At 55.5% G+C, this 22,057-nt stretch carries 23 protein-coding genes and 1 tRNA gene; 8 read left to right on the top strand and 16 right to left on the bottom strand.

Annotation, left to right across the window (positions count from 1 at the left end; all coding sequences use genetic code 11):
* The first annotated feature begins 16 nt into the window (after nt 1-16).
* Complete coding sequence (locus RFER_RS06415; protein WP_011463580.1) at nt 17-2,050, top strand: GumC family protein; 2,034 nt, start codon at nt 17-19, stop codon at nt 2,048-2,050.
* Between the two features lie 28 nt (nt 2,051-2,078).
* Here the strand turns inward: RFER_RS06415 and RFER_RS06410 are convergent, their stop codons facing one another.
* On the bottom strand, nt 2,079-2,555 hold the full coding sequence (locus RFER_RS06410; protein ID WP_011463579.1) for an FKBP-type peptidyl-prolyl cis-trans isomerase: 477 nt from the start codon (nt 2,553-2,555) through the stop codon (nt 2,079-2,081).
* A 256-nt stretch (nt 2,556-2,811) separates the two neighbouring features.
* On the opposite strand from RFER_RS06410, the gene grxD reads away from it, so the two are divergent.
* Nucleotides 2,812-3,138 carry a Grx4 family monothiol glutaredoxin gene (grxD, locus tag RFER_RS06405; protein ID WP_011463578.1) on the top strand — a complete coding sequence of 109 codons (327 nt, stop codon included), beginning with the start codon at nt 2,812-2,814 and terminating at the stop codon, nt 3,136-3,138.
* A gap of 5 nt (nt 3,139-3,143) precedes the next feature.
* Here grxD and RFER_RS06400 read toward each other — a convergent pair whose 3' ends face one another.
* A complete protein-coding gene (locus RFER_RS06400; RefSeq protein WP_041791601.1) occupies nt 3,144-3,779 on the bottom strand; it encodes a lytic transglycosylase domain-containing protein in 636 nt (211 codons plus the stop codon).
* Complete coding sequence (locus RFER_RS06395; RefSeq protein ID WP_011463576.1) at nt 3,776-5,518, bottom strand: proline--tRNA ligase; 1,743 nt, start codon at nt 5,516-5,518, stop codon at nt 3,776-3,778. The genes RFER_RS06400 and RFER_RS06395 overlap by 4 nt, the downstream gene beginning before the upstream one ends.
* 92 nt (nt 5,519-5,610) lie before the next feature.
* Here RFER_RS06395 and RFER_RS06390 point away from each other — a divergent pair, with 92 nt between their 5' ends.
* A complete protein-coding gene (locus tag RFER_RS06390) occupies nt 5,611-6,252 on the top strand; it encodes an RNA pyrophosphohydrolase (protein WP_011463575.1) in 642 nt (213 codons plus the stop codon).
* The gene (locus RFER_RS06385) at nt 6,242-6,733 is read left to right on the top strand and encodes a CNP1-like family protein (protein WP_011463574.1); all 492 of its coding nucleotides are present in this window, start codon (nt 6,242-6,244) and stop codon (nt 6,731-6,733) included. The genes RFER_RS06390 and RFER_RS06385 overlap by 11 nt, the downstream gene beginning before the upstream one ends.
* A gap of 35 nt (nt 6,734-6,768) precedes the next feature.
* Here the strand turns inward: RFER_RS06385 and proB are convergent, their stop codons facing one another.
* The 4 genes from proB to rplU form a co-directional block, all read right to left on the bottom strand.
* Nucleotides 6,769-7,905 carry a glutamate 5-kinase gene (gene proB / locus RFER_RS06380; protein ID WP_011463573.1) on the bottom strand — a complete coding sequence of 379 codons (1,137 nt, stop codon included), beginning with the start codon at nt 7,903-7,905 and terminating at the stop codon, nt 6,769-6,771.
* A gap of 62 nt (nt 7,906-7,967) precedes the next feature.
* Nucleotides 7,968-9,035 (bottom strand): Obg family GTPase CgtA, encoded by a 1,068-nt coding sequence (gene cgtA / locus RFER_RS06375; RefSeq protein WP_011463572.1) that lies wholly within the window; start codon nt 9,033-9,035, stop codon nt 7,968-7,970.
* Nucleotides 9,036-9,158: 123 nt separating this feature from the next.
* Nucleotides 9,159-9,416, bottom strand: a complete 258-nt coding sequence (gene rpmA, locus RFER_RS06370; protein WP_011463571.1) for a 50S ribosomal protein L27 — start codon at nt 9,414-9,416, stop codon at nt 9,159-9,161.
* Nucleotides 9,417-9,427: 11 nt separating this feature from the next.
* Entirely contained in the window at nt 9,428-9,739 is a 312-nt protein-coding gene (gene rplU / locus RFER_RS06365; RefSeq protein ID WP_041790293.1) for a 50S ribosomal protein L21, read from the bottom strand.
* Nucleotides 9,740-9,941: 202 nt separating this feature from the next.
* On the opposite strand from rplU, the gene RFER_RS06360 reads away from it, so the two are divergent.
* On the top strand, nt 9,942-10,871 hold the full coding sequence (locus tag RFER_RS06360) for a polyprenyl synthetase family protein (RefSeq protein ID WP_049765730.1): 930 nt from the start codon (nt 9,942-9,944) through the stop codon (nt 10,869-10,871).
* A 28-nt stretch (nt 10,872-10,899) separates the two neighbouring features.
* Nucleotides 10,900-10,976, top strand: a tRNA-Pro gene (locus tag RFER_RS06355).
* A 98-nt stretch (nt 10,977-11,074) separates the two neighbouring features.
* Here RFER_RS06355 and RFER_RS06350 read toward each other — a convergent pair.
* On the bottom strand, nt 11,075-11,563 hold the full coding sequence (locus tag RFER_RS06350; protein ID WP_011463568.1) for a tetratricopeptide repeat protein: 489 nt from the start codon (nt 11,561-11,563) through the stop codon (nt 11,075-11,077).
* Between the two features lie 280 nt (nt 11,564-11,843).
* On the opposite strand from RFER_RS06350, the gene RFER_RS23385 reads away from it, so the two are divergent.
* Both RFER_RS23385 and RFER_RS06340 read left to right on the top strand, forming a co-directional pair.
* Nucleotides 11,844-12,326 carry a pilin gene (locus RFER_RS23385; RefSeq protein WP_011463567.1) on the top strand — a complete coding sequence of 161 codons (483 nt, stop codon included), beginning with the start codon at nt 11,844-11,846 and terminating at the stop codon, nt 12,324-12,326.
* Between the two features lie 133 nt (nt 12,327-12,459).
* Complete coding sequence (locus RFER_RS06340) at nt 12,460-14,082, top strand: PglL family O-oligosaccharyltransferase (RefSeq protein WP_041790290.1); 1,623 nt, start codon at nt 12,460-12,462, stop codon at nt 14,080-14,082.
* 75 nt (nt 14,083-14,157) lie between these two features.
* On the opposite strand, the gene RFER_RS06335 is transcribed toward RFER_RS06340, so the two are convergent.
* From RFER_RS06335 to RFER_RS23375, 8 genes are all read right to left on the bottom strand, one after another.
* Complete coding sequence (locus tag RFER_RS06335) at nt 14,158-14,718, bottom strand: sugar transferase (protein WP_011463565.1); 561 nt, start codon at nt 14,716-14,718, stop codon at nt 14,158-14,160.
* A 40-nt stretch (nt 14,719-14,758) separates the two neighbouring features.
* Nucleotides 14,759-15,808, bottom strand: a complete 1,050-nt coding sequence (locus tag RFER_RS06330) for a hypothetical protein (RefSeq protein ID WP_011463564.1) — start codon at nt 15,806-15,808, stop codon at nt 14,759-14,761.
* Nucleotide 15,809: 1 nt separating this feature from the next.
* Nucleotides 15,810-16,394: a serine O-acetyltransferase gene (locus RFER_RS06325; RefSeq protein ID WP_011463563.1), complete on the bottom strand. Its 585-nt coding sequence runs from the start codon at nt 16,392-16,394 to the stop codon at nt 15,810-15,812.
* Complete coding sequence (locus tag RFER_RS06320; RefSeq protein ID WP_011463562.1) at nt 16,391-17,539, bottom strand: NAD-dependent epimerase/dehydratase family protein; 1,149 nt, start codon at nt 17,537-17,539, stop codon at nt 16,391-16,393. The genes RFER_RS06325 and RFER_RS06320 overlap by 4 nt, the downstream gene beginning before the upstream one ends.
* Before the next feature lie 169 nt (nt 17,540-17,708).
* A complete protein-coding gene (locus RFER_RS22915) occupies nt 17,709-18,824 on the bottom strand; it encodes a glycosyltransferase (protein WP_011463561.1) in 1,116 nt (371 codons plus the stop codon).
* Between the two features lie 2 nt (nt 18,825-18,826).
* Complete coding sequence (locus RFER_RS23380) at nt 18,827-19,294, bottom strand: DapH/DapD/GlmU-related protein (protein ID WP_084795455.1); 468 nt, start codon at nt 19,292-19,294, stop codon at nt 18,827-18,829.
* A 444-nt stretch (nt 19,295-19,738) separates the two neighbouring features.
* On the bottom strand, nt 19,739-20,899 hold the full coding sequence (locus RFER_RS06310) for a hypothetical protein (protein WP_011463559.1): 1,161 nt from the start codon (nt 20,897-20,899) through the stop codon (nt 19,739-19,741).
* A complete protein-coding gene (locus tag RFER_RS23375; protein ID WP_011463558.1) occupies nt 20,892-21,767 on the bottom strand; it encodes a glycosyltransferase in 876 nt (291 codons plus the stop codon). The genes RFER_RS06310 and RFER_RS23375 overlap by 8 nt, the downstream gene beginning before the upstream one ends.
* Nucleotides 21,768-22,057 lie beyond the last annotated feature (290 nt).

Raw genomic sequence — 22,057 nt, 5'->3', positions numbered from 1 at the left:
AGCTCCAATCGATAACATGAGCCATCAGACTGCCCATTCCCAGCGGGTTTTCCCGCATGAATTCGGAGAAATGTACGCCGGCACGACCGAGGCGCAATTCGGCCCCATGCAACGCAGCAAGGCGATGCGTCGCCGGGTCTTTGTTTTTTCCGGCGCATTTTTGCTGTGCCTGCTGGCGAGCCTGAGTTACACCTTCATGCGCAGCCCCATCTACGTGGCCAATGCCAGGGTGCAGATCACACCGTCTGAACAGGTGGTGCTGGGCGACGCGCCCGCCGTTCATGACGGTACGCCGGCTTTTCTGATCGAGGTGCAGGTTCTCACCAGCCGCCCGCTACTTGAAAAGGTGGTCAAACGGCTGCAGGAACAGGAGCATTTGAAGAGTCTGGACGCCGATCCCGTCCTGGCGGTACAAGGCATGTTGACGGTGACGCCGGTTGCAGGCACGCAGGTGGTGAGGCTGCGGGCACAAGGCGCTGAGCAAACCTTGGTGGGGCCCCTGGTCAACGCCGTGATCGATGTCTATCGCAACGAACAGGCGAGCACCGGCACGGCGGTGTCGCAAGCCCAGTTGCTTGAAAGCCGCGAGGCGCTTCGTGTCATCGAGGCCAGCGTAGCCGAGAAGAGGAAAGCGCTGGAGGCGCTCAAACTGCGCTCCAACATCGTGTCGAGTGAACGCGATGAGAACCAGACGCTGTCGCGCCTGAAAGGGCTGGGCACCTCACTGACTGCGGCGACTGATCGCGAGGCCACGGCGGCTGGCCGCGTCCGGGCCATCGAGCAAGCCATCGCGCAGGGCAACCGCACGCCGCTGGCCAAAGACAATCCCACCGTGGCCGCCATTGAGTCGCGCCTGTCGCAGGCGAAGGAAGAATGGCGCGCTTTGGAGCGCCAGTTCACGCCGCAGTATCTGGACATGGACGCGAATGCCCGTGGCCTCAAGACCAGAATTTCCAACCTGGAGCAACAGCTTGAGGCCGAACGCCAGAAAAGCCGGGAGATGGCGCTGGCCGACGCCAAAGAGGAACTTGCCAGTGTGCGGGGCACGACGCAGCGCCTGCAGCAGCAACTCTCGCAGGACAGACAGGACGTGCAGACATTCAGCCGCCGGTTCAGTGACTACCAGGGCATGTTGGAAGAGCTGAAGGGTCTGGAGAAAATGCAGCAGACCGCCCAACAGAAGCTGGTCGCCCTGGAATCCAGCGAAACGGCACGCCGGCCACGGATTCTGGTGGTGGAACCCGCGGCCACACCCGATGCGCCATGGCGCCCGCTGTACTGGCGCGATGCAGGCATCAGCCTGGCCGCCTCCATCGTGCTTGGTTTTTTGGCGGTCTGGTTCGTGGAATTTTTCAACCGGACAGAGATGGAGCCCCAGGGGCCTTCGACCGTGATCGTTCCACAGCCCTGGATGGCGATTCCCCAGCCGCTTGAGCCGGCGCTGGGCGCAGGGCCGACGCCTGAGACGCTGACGGGCGGACCTGACACCCGGCTTTTGACCCAGCCCCTGCCGCGGGAACTGCGCGCCGATGAAGTTGAGAAATTACTGGCGTGCGCGGCGCCAGAGAATCTGCCCATCCTGGCCTGCCTGCTGTGCGGCTTGAGCGCCGACGAAGTCGTGTCTTTGCAGCGCCAGCATGTAGACACGGCAACGGGCACGCTCAAGGTGCCGGGCGAGTCGAGCCGCGCCGTGCCCTTACCGGTCCATGTGCTTGCCCTGCAGACGCACCGTCAGGCGGATGCCCCCGACGCGCCTCTTTTTTTCAAGGCAACGGACCGCCCCCTGGACACGGAGGACATCAATTCCGTTGTCACCTCCAGCGCCTACGACGCTGGTTTGGAGCAGCCGCAATCGGTCGCGCCGGCCACGCTGCGCCACACTTATGTGGCATTTCTGGTGCGCCAGGGTTTGCGCTTCAGCGAGCTGGGCCGCCTGGTTGGCCGCCTGAGCGCGGAAGCTCTCCATCATCTGGCGCCGCTAGCGCCAGATGCCCAACGGGTATCGATCGACAGTGTGGAGCGCGTGTTGCCAGCCTTGCGCACGCGCTAGGCTTCTCGCAGATCGGGGTTGCCGGCGCTCAGTGGTGATGCCCATGCTCGCCATGCACATGGCGATGTGTAATCTCTTCCTCGGTGGCGGCGCGAACTTCCATCACGCTGACGCTCAGCCGCAAGGCCTTGCCGGCCATCGGGTGATTGCCATCGAGCATGACCTTGTCGCCCTTGATCTTCATGACAGTGAACATGTGGGCTTGCCCGTCCTCGCCTCGGCCTTGCAGTTGCCCGCCGACCTTGACGCCCGGCGGGAACTGGGTCTTGGGGATGGTCTGCACCAGGCTCTCGTCGCGTGAACCGAAGGCGTCCTGCGGCTGCAGGTCCAGTGTGGTCTGAAAGCCCGGCATTTTGCCTTCCAGGGCCGCTTCCAGCTTCGGAAACGTGTTGTCGTAGCCGCCGTGCAGGTAGACCATCGGCTCACTGCTTTGCTCAAGCAGTTTGCCATTGGCATCAGCCACCTTGTAACGCAAGGTGACGGCAGTGTCTTTTTCGATTTTCATGGGTGTGCCTGAGTTGCTAACGTGATGATCGGGGTGTGATTCTCGCCCATTGACAGATTGAACCCAAACTGGATGTGCACGGCTGGGCCGTCGCAGCTTCTATGTGAAATTCGGGCCCAGCCCCCGTGGACAGTGCGCGAACAACTCTCTATTTAATAGCATCCAGGCACAACCCCTGTACCTTGCAGGGTTACCCGAACGGCGGCGCGCGCGAAGGTGAAATAATCAGGCCCTCTTTTTCAAGGACTTATCTGACATGAGCGACACACAACAACGCATTGACGACCTGGTTAAAAACAACGAGGTCCTGCTTTTCATGAAGGGCAACGCCAGCTTTCCCCAGTGTGGCTTCTCAGGCCGGGCGATCCAGATTTTGCAGGCCTGTGGCGTCGACCCCAAGACGCTCAAGACCGTCAACGTGCTGGAAGACGAAGAGATTCGTGCCGGCATCAAGGACTACAGCAACTGGCCGACCATCCCCCAGCTCTACATCAAGGGCGAGTTCATCGGTGGTGCCGACATCATGATGGAGATGTACCAGAACGGGGAACTGCAGCAAGCGCTGGCGGCCAAAGCCAGTTAATCCGTTCAGCTTTGCCACCGCCGGGTGGCACCGAACACGGCGTTCGGGTACGGCGCCTGGCCGCGGGAACCGTTGTACCGGCCCAGCGCCAGAAACAGGTCGCCGCGTTCGCGGTCCAGGTAGTGGCGCAGGATGACGCAGCCAAAGCGCAGATTGGTCTGCATGTGAAACAGCTTGCCGGCATCACCATCGCCCAGCAGCCGGGTCCAGAACGGCATCACCTGCATGTAGCCGCGGGCGCCGACGCTGCTGACGGCGAACTTGCGGAAGTTGCTCTCCACTTGCACCAGGCCCAGCACCAGCGCCGGGTCCAGCCCGGCACGCCGGCTCTCGTACCAGAGCGTTTGCAGAAACTCGCGGCGCACATTCCAGTCCGGCTTGTTTTTGCGCAGCCGATCACTCATGGCCCCCAACCAGCGCAGGTAGACGAGGCGCGATTCGGTATCCGGGAATTCCGGCACGGGCGGCGCATGGTTGGCAATCGCGGAACTTAACGCGCTGCGCACCGAGTCCATCAGGGGTTCCTCAACCTGACGGCCAGCCTCTGACTGCCCATGAATCAATAGCAGTCCAAGCCCTGCCAGCAGGGACGAGAGGCTGTTTCTTCGTGAAATCAGGGGCGCTGGCACAGGCAGTATCAGGCCTTCAGTTTGGCCTGGAGCAGGCTGAAGATCGCCGTCACACCGACCGTTGTGGCGGCGCTGTCGCGGCGATGCTGGTATTCCACCTCGCCCGCTTTCAGCCCCCGGTCGCCAATCGTGACGCGGTGCGGCACGCCGATCAACTCCCAATCGGCAAACATGGCGCCCGGGCGCTCGCCGCGGTCGTCCAGAATCACGTCGACACCGGCGGCCAGCAGCTCGGCATACAGCTTGTCGGAGGCCGCCTTGACATCCGGGAAACGCTCCGGGCTGATCGGGCACAGCACGACGGTAAAGGGGGCCAGCGCGTCCGGCCAGATGATGCCGCGCTCGTCATGGTTTTGCTCAATGGCAGCGGCAGGCAGGCGTGTGATGCCGATGCCGTAGCAGCCCATCTCCATGAACTGCGGCTTGCCGTTGACGTCCAGAAAGGTCGCGTTCATGGCCTGGCTGTATTTGGTGCCCAGATAGAACACATGGCCGATTTCAATGCCGCGCTCGATCGCCAGCACGCCCTGGCCGTCAGGCGAGGCATCACCCGCCACCACATTGCGCAGGTCAGCCACCAGCGCGGGCTCAGGCAGATCGCGACCCCAGTTGACACCGGTGATGTGAAAGTCCGGTTCGTTGGCGCCGCAAATCCAGTCGCTCATCAGCGCCACCTCGCGGTCCACCACGAGCTGAACCGGCTGGCGCAAGCCCATCGGCCCCAGGTAGCCGGGCTGGCAGCCAAAGTGCGCTTCAATTTCAGGCACGGTGGCAAAGCGGAAAGCAGCCAGGCCAGGCAACTTGCCCACCTTGACTTCGTTCATGTCGTGGTCGCCGCGCAGCAGCAACAGCCAGATTTGGGTCTTGACGATCGCGCCTTCCTTGTTCAGCGTGTCGGTGGCCAGGACCAGGGATTTGACGGTGTGCTGCAACGGCACCTGCAACAGCTCGGCCACATCGGCACAGGTACTTTTGCCCGGCGTGGCGGTCTTGGCAAAGGCCTGCTTTGGAGCTGCCCGTGGCCCGCTCGGCGCCAGCGCCTCGGCCTTTTCCATGTTGGCGGCGTAGTCGCTGCCGGGGCAATAGACGATGGCATCTTCGCCCGTCGCCGCAATCACCTGGAACTCTTCGCTCAAATCGCCACCAATGGCGCCGCTATCGGCCGCCACGGCACGGTAGGTCAAGCCAAAACGGTCAAAAATCCGCCGATAAGCTGCGGCCATGACCTGGTAGCTGGCCTTGGCCGAGGCCTGGTCGCGGTCAAAACTGTAGGCGTCTTTCATGATGAATTCACGCCCGCGCATCAGGCCAAAGCGGGGCCGGCGTTCGTCGCGGAACTTGGTCTGGATCTGGTACAGGTTCTTCGGCAGTTGCTTGTAGCTCTTGATCTCCTGGCGCGCAATATCCGTCACCACTTCTTCGCTGGTGGGTTGCACCACGAAATCGCGGCCATGGCGGTCCTTGATGCGCAGCAGCTCGGGGCCGTTGCTCTCAAAACGCCCGGTCTCCTGCCACAGTTCGGCCGGTTGCACCACCGGCATGACGAGTTCCACCGCACCGGCGCGGTTCATTTCCTCGCGCACGATCTGCTCCACCTTGCGCACCACGCGCAAGCCCATGGGCATCAGGCTGTAGATGCCCGCGCCCAGTTTTTTGATCATGCCGGCGCGCGTCATCAGCTTGTGGCTGACCACTTCGGCGTCGGCCGGTGCTTCCTTGAGAGTGGAAATAAAGAATTGAGAGGCTTTCATGGCAAGAATCCGGGAATTACTAAGGGCTTCGCCCCTTGAAGCGCAGCGTATGCTGTGCATAATGGACGCAATTTAAAAATTGGGGTTTGATTATGCTTGACCGCGAAGGCTTTAGGCCCAACGTCGGCATCGTCCTGCTCAACCAGAAAAATCAGGTGTTTTGGGGCAAGCGAATTCGCACGCACTCCTGGCAGTTTCCGCAAGGCGGCATTGACCGGGGCGAGACGCCGGAGCAGGCCATGATTCGCGAACTGCACGAAGAAGTGGGGCTCTTGCGGGAGCACATTCGCATCGTTGCCCGCACCCGAGACTGGTTGCGCTATGAGGTGCCAGACCGATACATTCGCCGCGATGCACGCGGCTTTTACAAAGGCCAGAAACAAATCTGGTTCTTGCTGCAACTGGTAGGCCACGACTGGGATTTGAACCTGCGCGCCACCGACCACCCCGAGTTCGATGCCTGGCGCTGGAACGACTACTGGGTGCCGCTGGACGCAGTGGTGGAGTTCAAGCGCGGCGTCTACGAAATCGCCCTGACCGAGTTGGCCCGCTATTTGCCGCGCAACGAGCTCAGAAACCGCTTCTTGCGCCAGGGCGTGCGTCCACACGAGCAGGAGACGACGTTTGACGCCGTGCCCGGCGCCAATTTTGAACTCCCTCCCGGCGGTTCATTCGAGCCCAATCCACAGACCAGCTATGGCCTCGATGCCAGCGGAAAACCACATGAAACTTAAGCGCCTTTTCTGGCTTGGCCTGGCATGGCTGGCATTCGGAGCGGGCGCCCAAGTGGTGGCCGACCCCGACTGGAAAGAAAGCGAGGCACCGCCACCCCCCGCGTTCAATACCAAGCAATTGATCGCCATCGACATGCCGCGCTACGTGACCTTGAAGTTTGGTGTGGATCCTGCCACTTTGACCATTACGCCGGAGGGCATCGTGCGCTACGTGATGGTGGCAACCAATGCCAGCGACTCGGTCAACGCCATGTATGAGGGCATTCGGTGCGCCAGCGGTGAAGTCAAGACCTATGCCCGCTACAGCCCCAGCGGCCATTGGTCTGCCGTCAAGGATCCCCAGTGGCAGGGACTCAACGACAACCTGCCCTCCCCCCATGCGATGGCGCTGGCCCGGCAAGGGGCTTGCCAAGGACGCTCGACGCCCGGCAACTCGGTGGCAGACATCGTCAGGGCGCTGAAAAACCCCGTGGCCCATTAAAGGTGGCACAGGGCCCACAGACGAGGCCAGCCGCTCTAACGGGTCAGCACCAGATTATCCCGGTGCACCATCTCCGGCTCGGCGGCATAGCCCAGCAGCTTTTCAAATTCAGTGGAGGGCTTGCGACAAATAAGCCTTGCCTCCACGCTGGCGTAGTTGGCCAGGCCGCGCGCTATTTCGACGCCCTGCAAATCCCGGATGGCAATCACATCACCGCGTGAGAAATCGCCATCCACGGTTGTCATGCCAATCGGCAGCAGGCTGCTGCCCTGACCACGCAATTTTTGCGTCGCGCCGGCGTCCACCGTCACCGAGCCGCGCAGCTGCAAGTGGTCGGCAATCCACTGTTTGCGGGCCTGTGTTTTCTGTGTCTGCGCCACCAGCAGCGTCCCGATGGCGTCGCCCTGGCTCAGGCGCACCAGCGCATCGGGCTCGCGGCCCCAGGCAATCACGGTCGAGGCGCCCGAGCCAGCCGCGCGCTTGGCCGCCAGTATTTTGGTGATCATGCCGCCGCGCCCCAGGTTGGAGCCCGCGCCGCCGGCCATCGCCTCCAGTGCCGGGTCGCCCGACTTGGCCTCATGCACCAACGTGGCAGAAGAATCCTTGCGCGGATCCGCCGTAAAAAGCCCTTTTTGGTCGGTCAAAATGACCAGGGCATCGGCCTCCACCAGGTTGGCCACCAGGGCGCCCAGCGTGTCGTTGTCACCAAACTTGATTTCGTCGTTGACCACCGTGTCGTTCTCGTTGATCACCGGCACCACGCCCAGTTTGAGCAGAGTCAGCAAGGTGGAACGCGCGTTCAGGTAACGCTCCCGGTCGGCCAGGTCGGCGTGCGTGAGCAGCACCTGCGCGCTGCCCAAACCGTTTTCACGCAGCTTGGTCTCGTACATCTGCGCCAGTCCCATCTGACCGACGGCGGCGGCGGCCTGCAGCTCATGAATGAGATGCGGCCGCGTGGCCCAGCCCAGGCGCTTCATGCCCTCGGCCACGGCGCCGCTGGAGACCATGATCACTTCACGCTTGTCCTGCACCAGCAGGGCGATCTGGCGACACCATTCGCCAATCGCGGTTTCATCCAGTCCACGCCCCTCGTTGGTGACGAGGCTGGAGCCCACCTTGACCACGATGCGCCGGGCATCACGCAACACCACCGATGCAAAATTTTTAGTCATTTCGGCCTCTAGCCCCCGTCTACACTGCGTCAGTAGCTATTGAATAGTTAGCATTTTTTGCGTTATTCGGTGTCCGGCGCAAAACGCTGGTCCACCGCCTCGGGCGTCTGCTCGGCCTTTTGCTGCGCCTTCACATGCTGGTAGATGATCTTGATCAGAGACTCACAGCCTTCGCGCGTCAGCGCTGAAATCTGAAATACCGGGCCCTTGAACTTGAAACGTTTGACAAAGTCTTTCACCAGCGCCTCGCGATGCTCCAGCGGGACCATGTCGAGCTTGTTCAACACCAGCCAGCGCGGCTTGTTGTACAGCGCCGGATCGTATTTTTTCAGCTCATTCACAATCGCCTTGGCTTGCGCGACGGTATCGACACCTTCATCAAACGGGGCCATATCCACCACATGCAGCAACAGGCGCGTGCGCTGCAAATGACGCAGGAACAGATGGCCCAGCCCGGCGCCCTCCGAGGCGCCTTCGATCAAACCCGGCAAGTCGGCCACCACGAAGCTCTGCTCCGGCCCCACACGCACCACCCCCAAATTGGGATGCAAGGTGGTGAACGGATAGTCGGCAATACGGGGCCGCGCGTTGGAGATGGCCGAGATCAGCGTCGACTTACCGGCGTTGGGCATGCCCAGCAACCCAACATCGGCCAGCACCTTGAGTTCGAGCTTGAGATTGCGCTTTTCACCCGGCCAGCCGGGCGTTTTCTGCCGTGGCGCGCGGTTGATGGCGCTCTTGAAACGCAAATTGCCGAAGCCGCCATCACCGCCTTTGGCGATGGTGATGACCTCACCGGGTGTCAGCAATTCAAACAACACTTCGCCGGTCTCGGCATCCGAGATGATGGTGCCGACCGGCATTTTCAGCGTGATGTCATCGCCTGCGGCACCAAACATGTCCGAGCCCATGCCGTGTTCGCCGCGTTTGGCGTCGTGGCGCCGCGAAAAGCGAAAATCGACCAGGGTGTTCAGGTTCGGGTCGGCCACCGCAAAGACATGGCCGCCACGCCCGCCATCGCCGCCATTGGGGCCGCCGAATTCTTTGTATTTCTCATGCCGGAACGACACGCAGCCAGCGCCACCGTCTCCGGCAGAGACGTCAATATAGGCTTCGTCAACGAATTTCATGGCTTTAATCGGTTGGGGACAGAACAAAGTTCACTTCGTGTAACTCTTGGTCTGTCCCGCAAAGTCTCACAAATAAAAAACCCCGCGCCGTGCGCAGGGTCTTAGAGGGGAGTTGGCAAGGCCTTAAGCCGTTGCAACGTTCACCGTCGGCTTGTTCATGGCGCCTTTGGTGGTAAATGCCACATGGCCGTCTACCAGCGCAAACAGCGTGTGATCCTTGCCGATACCGACATTGACGCCGGGGTGGAACTTGGTGCCACGTTGGCGCACGATGATCGCGCCTGCGCTGATCAATTCGCCACCGAACTTCTTCACACCGAGCATCTTGGGCTTGGAATCGCGCCCATTGTGCGTTGAGCCGCCGCCTTTTTTATGTGCCATGACCTTGTTCCTTATCCAGCAATGGTGTTCACCAACAATTCAGTGAACTGCTGACGATGCCCTTGGCGCTTCTGATAATGCTTGCGACGGCGCATTTTGAAAATGCTGACCTTGTCGTGCTTGCCGTGTGCCAGCACCGTGACACTGACCGTTGCGCCGGACACCAAGGGCGTGCCAACTTTCAGTTCTGCGCCGTTGCCGACCGCCAGAACCTCGTTGAACACAATCTCTTGGCCTACGTCCGCAGCAATCTGTTCTACTTTAATTTTTTCGCCGGCTGCAACCCGATATTGCTTGCCGCCGGTTTTTATGACCGCGTACATGTTGACCTCTTGAATTTTTCTCTGCAAACGGATTTTCACAGAGCCCGTTACTATAACATAGGGCCTTGTCAGCAACAACCACACTATTCAGCCCCCTTTTCAGCAGCGCCACGTTTCTATAATCCGCGCACACAACGGGTCATTTGTCTTGCAAGTTAATCCATCCAGCCCCAAGCCTTCCTTGTCAGTCATTGCGCAAGACATGCGTGAAGTCGATCAAGTCATTGCGCATCGACTTGACTCCGGGGTGCCGCTGGTGGGCCAAGTCGCGCGCTACATCATTGCAGCCGGCGGCAAGCGCCTGCGCCCCGCCCTGCTGCTGCTGATTTGCGGCGCGCTCGGCTTCAAAGGGGCTCAACGCTTCAACCTGGCTGCCGTGGTTGAGTTCATCCACACGTCCACGTTGCTGCACGACGACGTGGTGGACGATTCGTCCCTGCGGCGCGGCAACCCGACGGCCAACGAAACCTTTGGCAACCCGGCCAGTGTGCTGGTGGGCGACTTTTTGTATTCACGCTGCTTTCAGATGATGGTAGACGCGCAAAACATGCGCATCATGCAAGTCCTGGCCGACGCCACCAACGTCATCGCCGAGGGCGAAGTGCAGCAGTTGATGAACATGCACAACGCCGAGCTCGATGAAGCCGGCTACCTGCAAGTAATCCGCTCCAAAACCGCCAAACTGTTCGAGGCCAGCGCCCGAGTAGGCGCCATCCTGGCCGGCAGTTCCCCCGAACTGGAAGAAATCTGCGCCGAGTACGGCCAGGCCCTGGGCACCGCTTTCCAGGTCATTGACGACGTGCTTGACTACACTGGTGAGGCGGCGGTCATGGGCAAGAACCTGGGCGATGATCTGCGCGAGGGCAAGACCACGTTGCCGCTGATTGCCGCCATGCAACGCGGCACTGCCAGCCAGAGCGCGCTCATCAAAGAGGCGATTGAGACCGGCGGCGTGGCCATGCTGGATCAAGTCATCGACATCGTCAAAACCACCGGCGCGCTTGATGTGGCCCACTTGGCCGCGACCCAGGAGGCGCAACGCGCCATCGCCGCAGCCAGGCAACTCCCGGCCGGTCCGCACACTGAGTGTTTGCTACAATTGGCGGCTCAGTTGCTTGAACGCCAGTCTTAAAACAGCGGACAAAAAGCAACAGGAATTTCGGAATGTGGCGCAGCCTGGTAGCGCACTTCGTTCGGGACGAAGGGGTCGGAGGTTCGAATCCTCTCATTCCGACCATTAGGTCTGACAAAAGCCGCTAACGACATACAGTTAGCGGCTTTTTTCATTGAGAGGGATTTGACCCCAATGAATTCATCAGCATTGCAGCGCGGCAGCTAAACGTTATTTGTTTGTGCCACAAATTTTCCGCCCCGCAAGCCCTTTATCTGGGTTTGAGCGATGACGTGATCATGGGCGGCTGCCTTGGCAATCCACATGATGCCCAAGTTGTCGTTCTTTGGCACACCGTCACCGCTGATATAGCAGCGACCCAGCCATTGCATGGCGTCGGGGTAGTCTTGCTGGGCGGCCTGCTGGAGCCAATAGAGTGCGATCTTGTGTTTGCCAGCGATAGAGAAAAACTGGCCGATGTCGTTTTGTGCAGCCGCGTCACCCGCATCCGCACGCAAGACAAAGGTCAGGTCATCAGGTTCCATGGGCACACAGATTTGCGGAACCACCTCGCTCCACAGTAGCATGGCGCGCCCGCGCGCGTCATCGGCGACGCGCGTGATTTCGCCTTTGGCTATGCGCCGCCACCATGTACTGCGACTTCGTTCGGTAATGGCGATAGCCGCCTCGACACTGATGACATTCAAACTCATGGCGTCATGTTAACAATCATTCGTGTCCCCATCACAGGGTCCGTGACACACAACAATCCGGGTCATTCAAGCTCGTGACACGCAAAAAACCGTGTCATTCAAGTTCGTGACACACAAAAAAACGGGTCATTGAAGTTAAAAAAATGCGTTTGAACAACGATCAGAGCCGGATTGAAACAAAAAACGATGATTAACTCGTTTTGGAACTTTTTTTGGGAATGGCACGGAATCTGCTGTGAGAGTCTGTCTCGTTTTCTTTTCTTAACTTTTGGAGCTTTACATGAAGCGTTCTATGCAAAGGGGTTTTACCCTGATCGAATTAATGATCGTCGTGGCGATTATTGGTATTTTGGCTGCGGTGGCCTTGCCGGCTTATCAGGATTACACGATCCGCGCCAAGATGTCAGAAGTTATTCTGGCAGCTTCAGCTTGCCGCACCAGTGTGACTGAGACGCGCCAGACGATTAATTCAGCATCGTTGCCGACTGCTGGTAAATGGGGTTGCGAAGCATCGAACCCAACTACTAAATATGTTAAATCGATCAAGACTGACGACTTTGGCGCGATTGCAGTTGAAGTCGAGACAGCCAACCTCTCGCAGGTTACTGGCTCCGTGTTCTTGGTTCCGACTGTGGTTAGTGGCGCAATTACTGGTTGGGAATGCGGTCCAAGCACCTCTGGTATTGCAAAATATCTTCCTGGTTCATGCCGTAGTACTATAGCAACAGGTTATACCGTCGTTGGTAGTTGGGCAGCCAATTGATCCTAGAGTTTGCTTAGCGGGGACCTTTGACAGCCGCAGTTATCCTGCAATTGAAAATACGCCCCATCGGGGCGTATTTTTTTAGCTCATGCACTATCTACTTGGCTTTTCCCTTTTGTTCTTCAGTTGGTTAATGCCTTTGCATTTTCCGCCTTGGGTCAGCTGGCACAACGAAGTGCTGGCTTTTTTGGCGGTGTTGCTACTCGCCTGGCACGGTGCGTTCGCCGCGGCGAAAAAAAATCTTGCAACCACCGTTGCTATTCCTGTCACCGCGCTACCGTTGGTCGCGTTGGGCCTGCTGATTTGGCTGCAGACCACCACCGGCCTGCTCACCTTTTTCGGTGATACCTTCGTCCTCACGGTGTACGTGATCATCTGCATTGCCTGCATGGCACTGGGGTATGCAGGCGGCAACGAGCAAAAAACCTACCCCATCTTTGCTCGCACCCTGCTGCTGGGCGCATTTTTATCAGCCGTCATCGCATTTGCCCAAGTGTTCGAGTTGTGGGAAGACGCCGCTTGGATCAGCCGCATGCCGGAACTGCGCCGTCCTGGTGGCAATCTGGGGCAGCCCAATCAGTTGGCGACCTTGCTCCTGATGGGTCTGGCCAGCCTGCTGTTCTTGTACGAGTCGAAAAAGCTCGGCGCGCTGGCATCAGCGTTACTCGCGCTCACCTTGCTGACGGGCGTGGCCGCCACCGAATCCCGCACCGGCGTGCTGAATCTGGGCCTGTTGATGCTTTGGTGGTTTGCCAAGCGCAGGTCACTTGACTTCAGGCTTTCGCCTTGGGTGGTGGTGTGCGGCGGCGTGGCTTTTCTGGGTCTGTTTTGGTACTGGCCCAGTCTGATGGATGCCGTCCAGCAAACCGGCGGGTTCGGTGCGCAGGTCAATGTCAGTGTCGGTACTCGCTGGTTGGTCTGGCCGCAATTGATAGAGGCCGTGCTGCAACGGCCATGGTGGGGCTGGGGCATGGGCCAGGTTTCGACCGCGCAGAACGCAGTGGTTAGCTCTTATGCGGTGAGTGAGCCGTTTACCTATGCGCACAACATTGTGCTGGACCTGGCCTTGGGGCTCGGCCTGCCGTTGGCCGCGCTGCTGGTGCTGGTGACCAGCGTTTGGCTCTGGCGTCGTTTGCGCTCGGCCGGCCAGTTGGCCCCCTGGTACTGTCTGGCGCTGATATTGCCCGTAGCGGTGCATTCGATGCTGGAGTTTCCGTTTGCCTACGCCTACTTTCTAGTGCCCGTCATGTTCGCCGTTGGCGCGCTGGAAAGCGCGGTGGGAGCCAAACCCGCCTTTCGCCTGGGTGTGAAACCGGCGCTGGCCTCGTTGTTCGTAACGACCGGGCTGATGGCGTGGTCGGTGGTCGAATACGTCGCGATCGAAGAAGATTTTCGAATTGTTCGCTTCGAGGCGCTGCGCATTGGAACAACACCTGCCAGCTACCAGCGGCCCCATGTGGTCTTGTTAACGCAACTAGACGCGCTGCTGCACGGCGGACGCATCGTGCCCAAGCCGGGCATGAAGGCGGATGAAGTGGAGCTGGCCAGAAAAGTCGCCTTGCGCTTCCCCTGGCCCGCCACGCAAAATCGTTACGCCCAGTCGCTGGCCCTGAATGGCAAGCCCGACGAAGCCATCCGCCAGTTGCTCGTCATGCGGGCACTGCATGGCGAAGCAGCCTATGCGCAGGTCAAAGCGGGCTGGACCGTGCTGGCCCATGAGAAATACCCGCAACTGCAGACGCTGAAATTGCCTTGAGAGAAATCAGCCTCTAGCCCCCGTCCCTATTGGGCAAGCAGCTACGAAATATGAAGTTAACTGGTCGACCCTGAATCAATGCGACACCCCATCCCGCCGCAACACCTTCACCAGCGTCAGCCACAAAATGCGAATGTCAAACCAGAGCGACCGGTGGTGCAAATATTCCACATCGAGCTTCACCTTGTCCAGAATGGGCAACTCATCGCGCCCATTCACCTGCGCCCAGCCAGTCAGGCCAGGCACCAGCGGATGCACACCTTGCTGGGTGCGCAATTCAATCAAGTCGTGTTGATTAAACAGGGCCGGGCGTGGCCCGACAAAACTCATGTCACCTGCCAGAATGCTCCACAACTGTGGCAGTTCGTCCAGGCTGCTTTTGCGCAAGAAGCTGCCGATGGGTGTCAGGTAAGCATCCGGGTTGCTCAGCAAATGAGTCGCCACCGCAGGGGTGCCGATCTGCATGCTGCGGAACTTGGGCATTTTGAAAATCTTGTTGTTGCGCCCCACCCGGTCAGACCAATACAGGGCTGGCCCTTTTGAAGTCAGGCGCACCGCCAAGGCGACCAGCACAATCGGCAGCAACAAGACCAGCCCAGCGCAAGCGCCCGCGATCAGATCAAATAGTCTTTTCATATAGTTCACCACTACTGCCGAGGACAAGAATAGTCATCAGCTAACAGCTTGGTCGGTCATGTTTCGCGATATCTTGAAGCGACAAGAGTTCTGCCGCCCATCCTTGGCATGAATAGTGGCTTCTGAGCGAGTCAGGGACTGGTAGATAGGGTTGATCCAGAAATTCGGCCGGAATTTCTGGATTGGTTCTATTGATTACGCAGACCCGCGATGGGTCGTAAAGATCGCTGTCCAAAATATGTACGTTGGTTGTGACGAGCTTTTTCCCCGCCAGCAGGGTTTCGATCGTGCGCATGGTGAACCCACGTTGGCGTGGATGCTCCACGTCCAGTACAGCCCTAGAACATTCGACAACCTGTGCCACGTCAGCCGCAGACATGGGTTTGGTCGACAGCGTACGTTTGGGAGCTAACCACAAAGTCCAGTCCAACAGCCGACGTATGAAAAGCATCAAGGGACTCTGAAAGTAGCCAAAAACAAAGTTTTTAGACAGCGGTCCGGAACGCTGCCGCAACCGATGAATTACGTGATGGCGATCTGAATGGATGGTGCCGATAAAGCACCAGTCAAACTGCATCGGCGCAGCAATGTCCTTGTTTGCTGAAATGTTGCGCCCAAACAAGGGCCTGTATGTCCAACCGAAGGTCTTCGCATCCACAGGATCGAAAGTCGCCACCGAGTCGAAAGCTGTCAATATCTTTGACACGCCTTTGACATTCTCCACACCATCCCAAAGGTAAAGTCCCATACTGGCCGCGGCCAAGGTTTTACGCATCTTGAGCGCGACCCGCCGCGACAGGCCCTCGCCTTTGATCACCATAACGTGGGTGATTGAGCCTGGATCAAGTTGATGCAATCGCTTCAGGAACGAGCGCTCGGACCAGTGGACCGTCATCGCGGGCAACAGCCGCAGTGCGAGCTTGTACCATGTCGCGCTGCTGGCACGCTCATCCCACCAAGTGACAGCGTAGCCCATTGAGCGCAGAGTCTCGGATATGGACAGGTGGTAAGAGAAAGTGAGCGGCGACACCAGTAAAACGTGTCCGCGCGGCGTGCTTTGCGCCGCTATCGCAGATTCACCAAGGTGCATGTTAAGCGCCACTCCTGTCAACAACTTTGGCAGGAATTCCAACAACAAGTGAACCCGGCGCAACATCGTTTAAGACGACCGCATTGGCACCAACGCGCGAGTCAGAACCCAAAACAAGTCCCCCAATAACTTTGGCACCCGCGCCGATAGTCACGCCATCCCCCACCGTAGGGCGCGATGACTCTTGGTAGGAAAAATCAAGCTCCTTCGCCCCCAACGTCACGCCCTGAAAAATGGTGACATTCTCCCCAATAGACCATGCGCCTATCACCGTGCCCTGGGTATGCGGCAAAAACAAACCCTTGCCAATGGGGCATCGCACAGCAATCTCTATACCAAACAGGAAGAAATTCAACAAAGACACTGCCTTTGCAAGAAGCCCCAACTTCAAACGATAGAAGGAATGCGCAAGTCTACACAGCAGCACAGGCACAAACCTTGGTGACAACACGCCCAGCCACAATCGCAGACCAGACACACCGTCTGCCGACCCATTCAGCAGCACCCGCGCTCTGCGCAGATCAGCTGCCAAATAGGTCAGCAACCTGAAGTCCTCTGCCGTGTTCATCTTCAATGCGTCGTTCATTGCGCCGTTGTCTTACCCATCAGCCCGCGCGCCGTCAGCTCGCTGACCGAGCGCAGATAGGCCGCCTTATCCTCCGGCGCTTGCTCGGCGGCCCAGCCCAAAAAGTTAGCCAAACCTTGTTTGAACGGCACGCCAGGCACAAAGCCCAACACTTGCTCAAGTTTCGACACATCGGCAATGTTGTGACGAATATCACCCATGCGGAACGCCCCAGTGACCTTGATGGTGCTGCTACTGTCAAAGTAAGCTTTGATTTCTTGCGCAACAGTCATCACACTGGTGGCCTGACCTGACCCCACGTTCAAAGCCCCGACAAACTGATCCGAGTAGTTGATACTGCGGATCGTGGCCTCAACCACGTCATCTATATACACAAAGTCTCTTGATTCGAGCCCATCCTCGTAAATCTCGATCCCCTGGTTTTGACGCGCCAAATTTGAAAACACCGCCAAAATTCCCGTGTACGGGTTCTTTAGCGACTGACCGGGTCCATACACATTTTGATAGCGCAGACCAAATCCATTGATGCCACGCGTGCGCGCAAACAACAAGACGGCCTGCTCTTGCACCTGCTTGGTCAACCCATACATTGACATGGGCATAAAGGGCGCTGACTCTGGCGTGGGCGATAGCCTTACAGGCGACCCGCAGACGGGGCACACTGGCTCGAACGCGCCGCCAGACATGCGCTCGCGGGTACGTTGCTCCGGGAACACCATGCCGTGGGCCGCGCACTGGCAAGCGCCCTCGCCATAGACCGCGCGACTCGACGCCACCACAATAGAGCGAAGCGACTTGCCGCAATCATCGTTCTGCAGCAAATCCAGCAAAGTGGCAGTGCCCTGCGCGTTGACGCTGAAATAGCGCTCTATCTCATACATCGATTGACCCGTACCCGTTTCTGCCGCGAGATGCACGACAGTGTCTACACCCGGCAATGCGCGCCTGAGCGCATCTCGATCACGCACGTCTGCTTTGATTACCTCTACATGTCCTGCCAGATCAACTGGCAGAACTTCCGTGGAGTGTATCTGTGGACTGAAGTTATCGAGAATACGCACTTTTGAGCCTTGACCTAGTAGCTTACGAGAAACGCATTGACCAATAAACCCAGCGCCACCTGTAACAAGCACAAAATTTGACATGAATTACTCTCCCAAAAAAATTAATAAGGTGCTGCGGGCGATTCAAAGACCCTCAGCGTGCGCACGCGCAGGCTCACTCAAGTCAGCCAAAATTGTCCACGAAATACGAAAAGCGAATCCAAGACAGATGAATAGAGAGGCACAAATAAAGCCAACCGCACCATATAAATCAATCACCGGAGTTCTGTGCTGCAGACGGCAGCCCGCTAATGAGGATGCCCCACAGGCTAGCCCAATTGGGTGCAAACGGAGCCGCGGGGTCAGGATGGTCGTTGCCGGTCGGTCGCCACGTTTGCTCGATCATCGACTGCATGAGATCAGCAAGCGCCTCAGAAGATTCGGCCGGGAAAAAGCTCACGAGATCGTAGGTCCCAACGGTTTCCCGTGCATATGGGAGATCGGCCACGAGAAGCGGCCGCCGTTGTGCCTTGCCTTCGGTAATGGGCAACCCCCAAGTCTCCAGCTTGCTCGGAAACACGACTGCGGAGGCCTCACCATAGTGGGCGTCCATCTCATCTTTAGTCTGTCGGCCTATAAATCGGACGTGCGCCGTATCGCCAAACCGATTTCGAAGCCAGCGAGCGTATCGATTTTCGCTGCCGTCAAGAGTCAGCCGTACCTCGAAGCCGCCGACCCCCCGGGAAACCAATAGCTGTGCCGCTTTGCACAAAGTCTCGATGTTCTTAAATACCCGTGGCAGAGCTGGATAGATAAAGACGAATGCCGGTCCACGCTTCGGAGCGCTGGGACGCTCGGCAGCCCGAAAGGAGGGGTGAGCGACGACCACAGGGAGCTGCCCCATCCGTTTTATAAACTCGGCGCGAAGCCAGTCTTGCTGCACGATAACGCAGTGGTTGCGACGGATGAAGAGTCGGTACAGCAAAGCGTAGAACTGGTTGAACATGAGGAACGTTGGCTCCATCAAAGCCTCACGTAGACCGATGCGATAAAAGGGCGAAGGATTATGACAATACACTGCTTGGCGAGCAGCTGACACGCGCGGCGTGATGTCGTGCAGCGATAGCCACAACGTGGGCTTTAGTTCGTGGGAAATACGACTGAACCCGCACCATTCCCAGTAAAGCCTATGAAACCAGGATTTCTTTGAACTCGGAATTGAAATCAAACGAACCCGCGGTTCATTGATCAGATCAGCACGATTTACTATGGCTATGATCTCGAACTCAGCGGGGAGCACAGCCGCCGCGGATGCGAGGCACTCACGCAGCACCGTGAGCGGCCCGCCCTCAGTGAAATTTACTGCGGAAACAACGATACGTGGCATGCCTATATTCCTTTCCAAGTTTGGGTTGACGCGTCGAACACACGTATCACGCTTGCTGGATTGCCAGCAGCGATTGAATTCGACGCTATGTCATGAGCAATTACTGAATTGGCACCAACGAGGGCACCATCTCCGATAGTCACACCAGGCAGGATACAGACTTGTTCACCTAACCAGACTTTGCAGCCAATACGCACAGGCATTGATGAAAGCGGCCGCTCTGCAGGCGGAATATCCAGCGAGGACGCAGCATCTGGAATTTGATAGTTGCCGCAGTTATGGTCACTGATAAAGACACGGCTGGCGATGAGTGTGTGATCGCCGATCACCACCTTTTCAATCGCACCAATATGAACTGATTCACTAATCTGAACGTGGCGACCGATACGTAAAACGGATGGGCTGTCACGGATTGCAGTTGCATCTAACCGCACGTTCACCCCCGTCGCAAGGCCATTGCCCAGCTCCATCGACGATCTTCCGCGAACGTGGACTGGAAACCGCACAAGACGAGCATTAGGAAAAAACTCGAGTCAATAGCCCGCACACAACAAGCCTTACGAGTCCCACAAATCCGTACCATTTAACCATGAAATATGCTCCTTTGGGCCTCATGTAGTTTTGGTTCCATACCAAAATTCAAAACAAAATATTGCGGATTGCATTGTGGTGACAGAGGTACCGAATGTCTCACAAGGCTTACCGACTCAACATGTTGAGTCGATCCATCCTTCTAATGGACTGCCACGATTCAACTGCGTCAAGATAAAGCCCTTGGAGTGGACTTCGGCCAGTCTTCACCGGGGCGAATCACAACAGCGATAACCACCACACCATTGCCCCACATTTGCACTGTTCACACAAAATGACGAAAGGCTATTTGATAACCACTGTGATTAAAATTGCTGGTAACGTCACGAAGAACTAAATCTATTCAACTGAATTCTCTTTAATTGTAAAAACCTCGCCGCAATGATTGGAATCAAAAATAACCCGCTATTACCCCCAATTAAGTAGGGATTAGAAAAGGAAGCAAATACTATAGAGAAATAACTAAAAAATAAAACTTTAGTCACTTTATCAATTTTTACATATTTAAATGATACTACAGACCAATAAAACAACATATAACTATAAAAGACGAAACCAATTACACCAGTCGATGATAATATTTGAAGAAATACAACTTCAATGGTATTAGAACCATTTGTATACAAATGCCCCAACCCAGCACCGGAAAAAAAATTCACTTCCAGGGCACTTAATGCAATATCAATCTGCTGGAACTTCACTGGCGCAGAGTACATCATCTTTTCAGTATACACACTGTCTATTAGGTCATAATTTAAAATACCTAACATCAAAAAAGAGATCGCCGCCAAGAGTAGATACATATACTTATAAAAACTTTTGAATTGAGCGTTAATTAAATAACCCAACACCACGACATAAGTAACCCAAAGTACAGTAGTTTGCGTAAGCACCAATGCAGGTAGTGCAATTAGTAACAGCAGGTACGGTATTTTGCCATATAAATAGTGATAAAATAAAATTCCAATTGGAATTAAGGTCGCCTGCCCAACAAATATTCTTATTCCATCAGAATTCAAAGCAATCCACGTCGATTGATTTAGTTCGGAATCAGCGATTGGAAGGTAATCATATAATATATGATTAGCAAATAGAAAAAAAATCAGCAATATCTTCAAAGAAATTAAAACAGAGACAACCATGTAGTGAAAAATATATCGTTGCATGCCATATTCCTTCGACAGCGCCGCATATATATAAATATTAAATAAAGTAAACAATGGAATTATGAACTTTGATGCACTATTCCATTCATTTCCACGCAGCATTGAATCCAGCAAAAGAAATGAAAACATTGACGCTACCGCCAAAATATATAATGCGGCTGTTTTGCTGACAGATAAATTATTGATTAACAGAAAAATAAAAATGAAAACAGATAATGCAAATAGAATTTTAGATATTATTGGATAATCAAGAGTAGAGACCAAATAAATATTCAATATTTGCACTTTATCAATCGTCCGAATTAATTTCTTATTCATAAATACGATGCCTAAGCGCTCTATAGACAAATACTGGATTCAAAGTCAATAGTATTGAAGCAAACAACAAATATTTACCTTCTCTTAATAGGATTTTTAGATACTTCAACTTCCAATACGCAATATGAACATCAGTGTTTATGGATTCTTTGTACCCATTAACCAAACCAATTGATTCGCTAAATGATCTCTCCAAATTAGCATGCGACATATTATTATTATGTATTCTATATTCACATAAAACGTCATCTATGGCCAGAGTATTTGATATTCTAGATATTTTCAAAAAAATATCATAGTCTTCTGCAACTCTTAATGAATTGTCGATTCCACCTACGCTAATAAATATATCTTTTCTAATCAAGGCCGATGGCGGAGGTATAAAACAATCATATAATAACTCATTGAAGATATTTCCAGATGGCAACTCTTTTCTTCTCGGGTAGAAATTATTTCTTTTATTTTTCGCCATGACAGTTTTGAACCCTGATTCTTCAACCAAGAATCTTGCTCTTGTATATATCATGCCAATATCACTGGCTGCATCTCTAAGTTGGTTTTTCAATTTGTCTTGATACCAAATATCGTCACAATCCAAAATACCGATCCACTCACCAGATGCCTTTGCAACGGCCTTATTTCTAGCTTCACCCAGCAAAGTATGCTCTGGTGCAAAAAAATACTTTATCCTTGAGTCATCGTACGAATTGACTATTACGGCGCTATTGTCTGTCGACTGGTTATCCCAAAATATTATCTCCCAATTTTCATATGTCTGAGCAATTACACTATCAATGGCTCCCTTAAGATATTTTTCGCCATTATAACAATTAATAATGACTGATACTAGCGGCTGACTATTTGTCATAATATGTAATACACCTCTGAATTAGTCGTTCACATTCGTCGTAAAAGCAAGGATCCATTTGAAAAATATCATATTTTTGCATCATGAAAATGGTAAGTTTCAATTTCATGTGTGAACGAATCATATAGTCGGAATGCGAAACCTCTGCTTCAATTTATATGACGCCATTCGATGGATTTTCTCGCCGACTCAGTTGGCATTGTTCAGACAAACGCAGAAAACGAATATAGCCTCCCTAGAATCGAGCTTTTCGACACCAGTCAGTTATTAGAAACTACATATCAGAAATG

The sequence above is a fragment of the Rhodoferax ferrireducens T118 genome, assembly GCF_000013605.1.
Classification (GTDB): Bacteria; Pseudomonadota; Gammaproteobacteria; order Burkholderiales; family Burkholderiaceae_C; genus Rhodoferax; species Rhodoferax ferrireducens.
The sequence above is the reverse complement of the archived record's forward strand: the minus strand, read 5'-3'. Positions and strand labels throughout refer to the sequence as shown.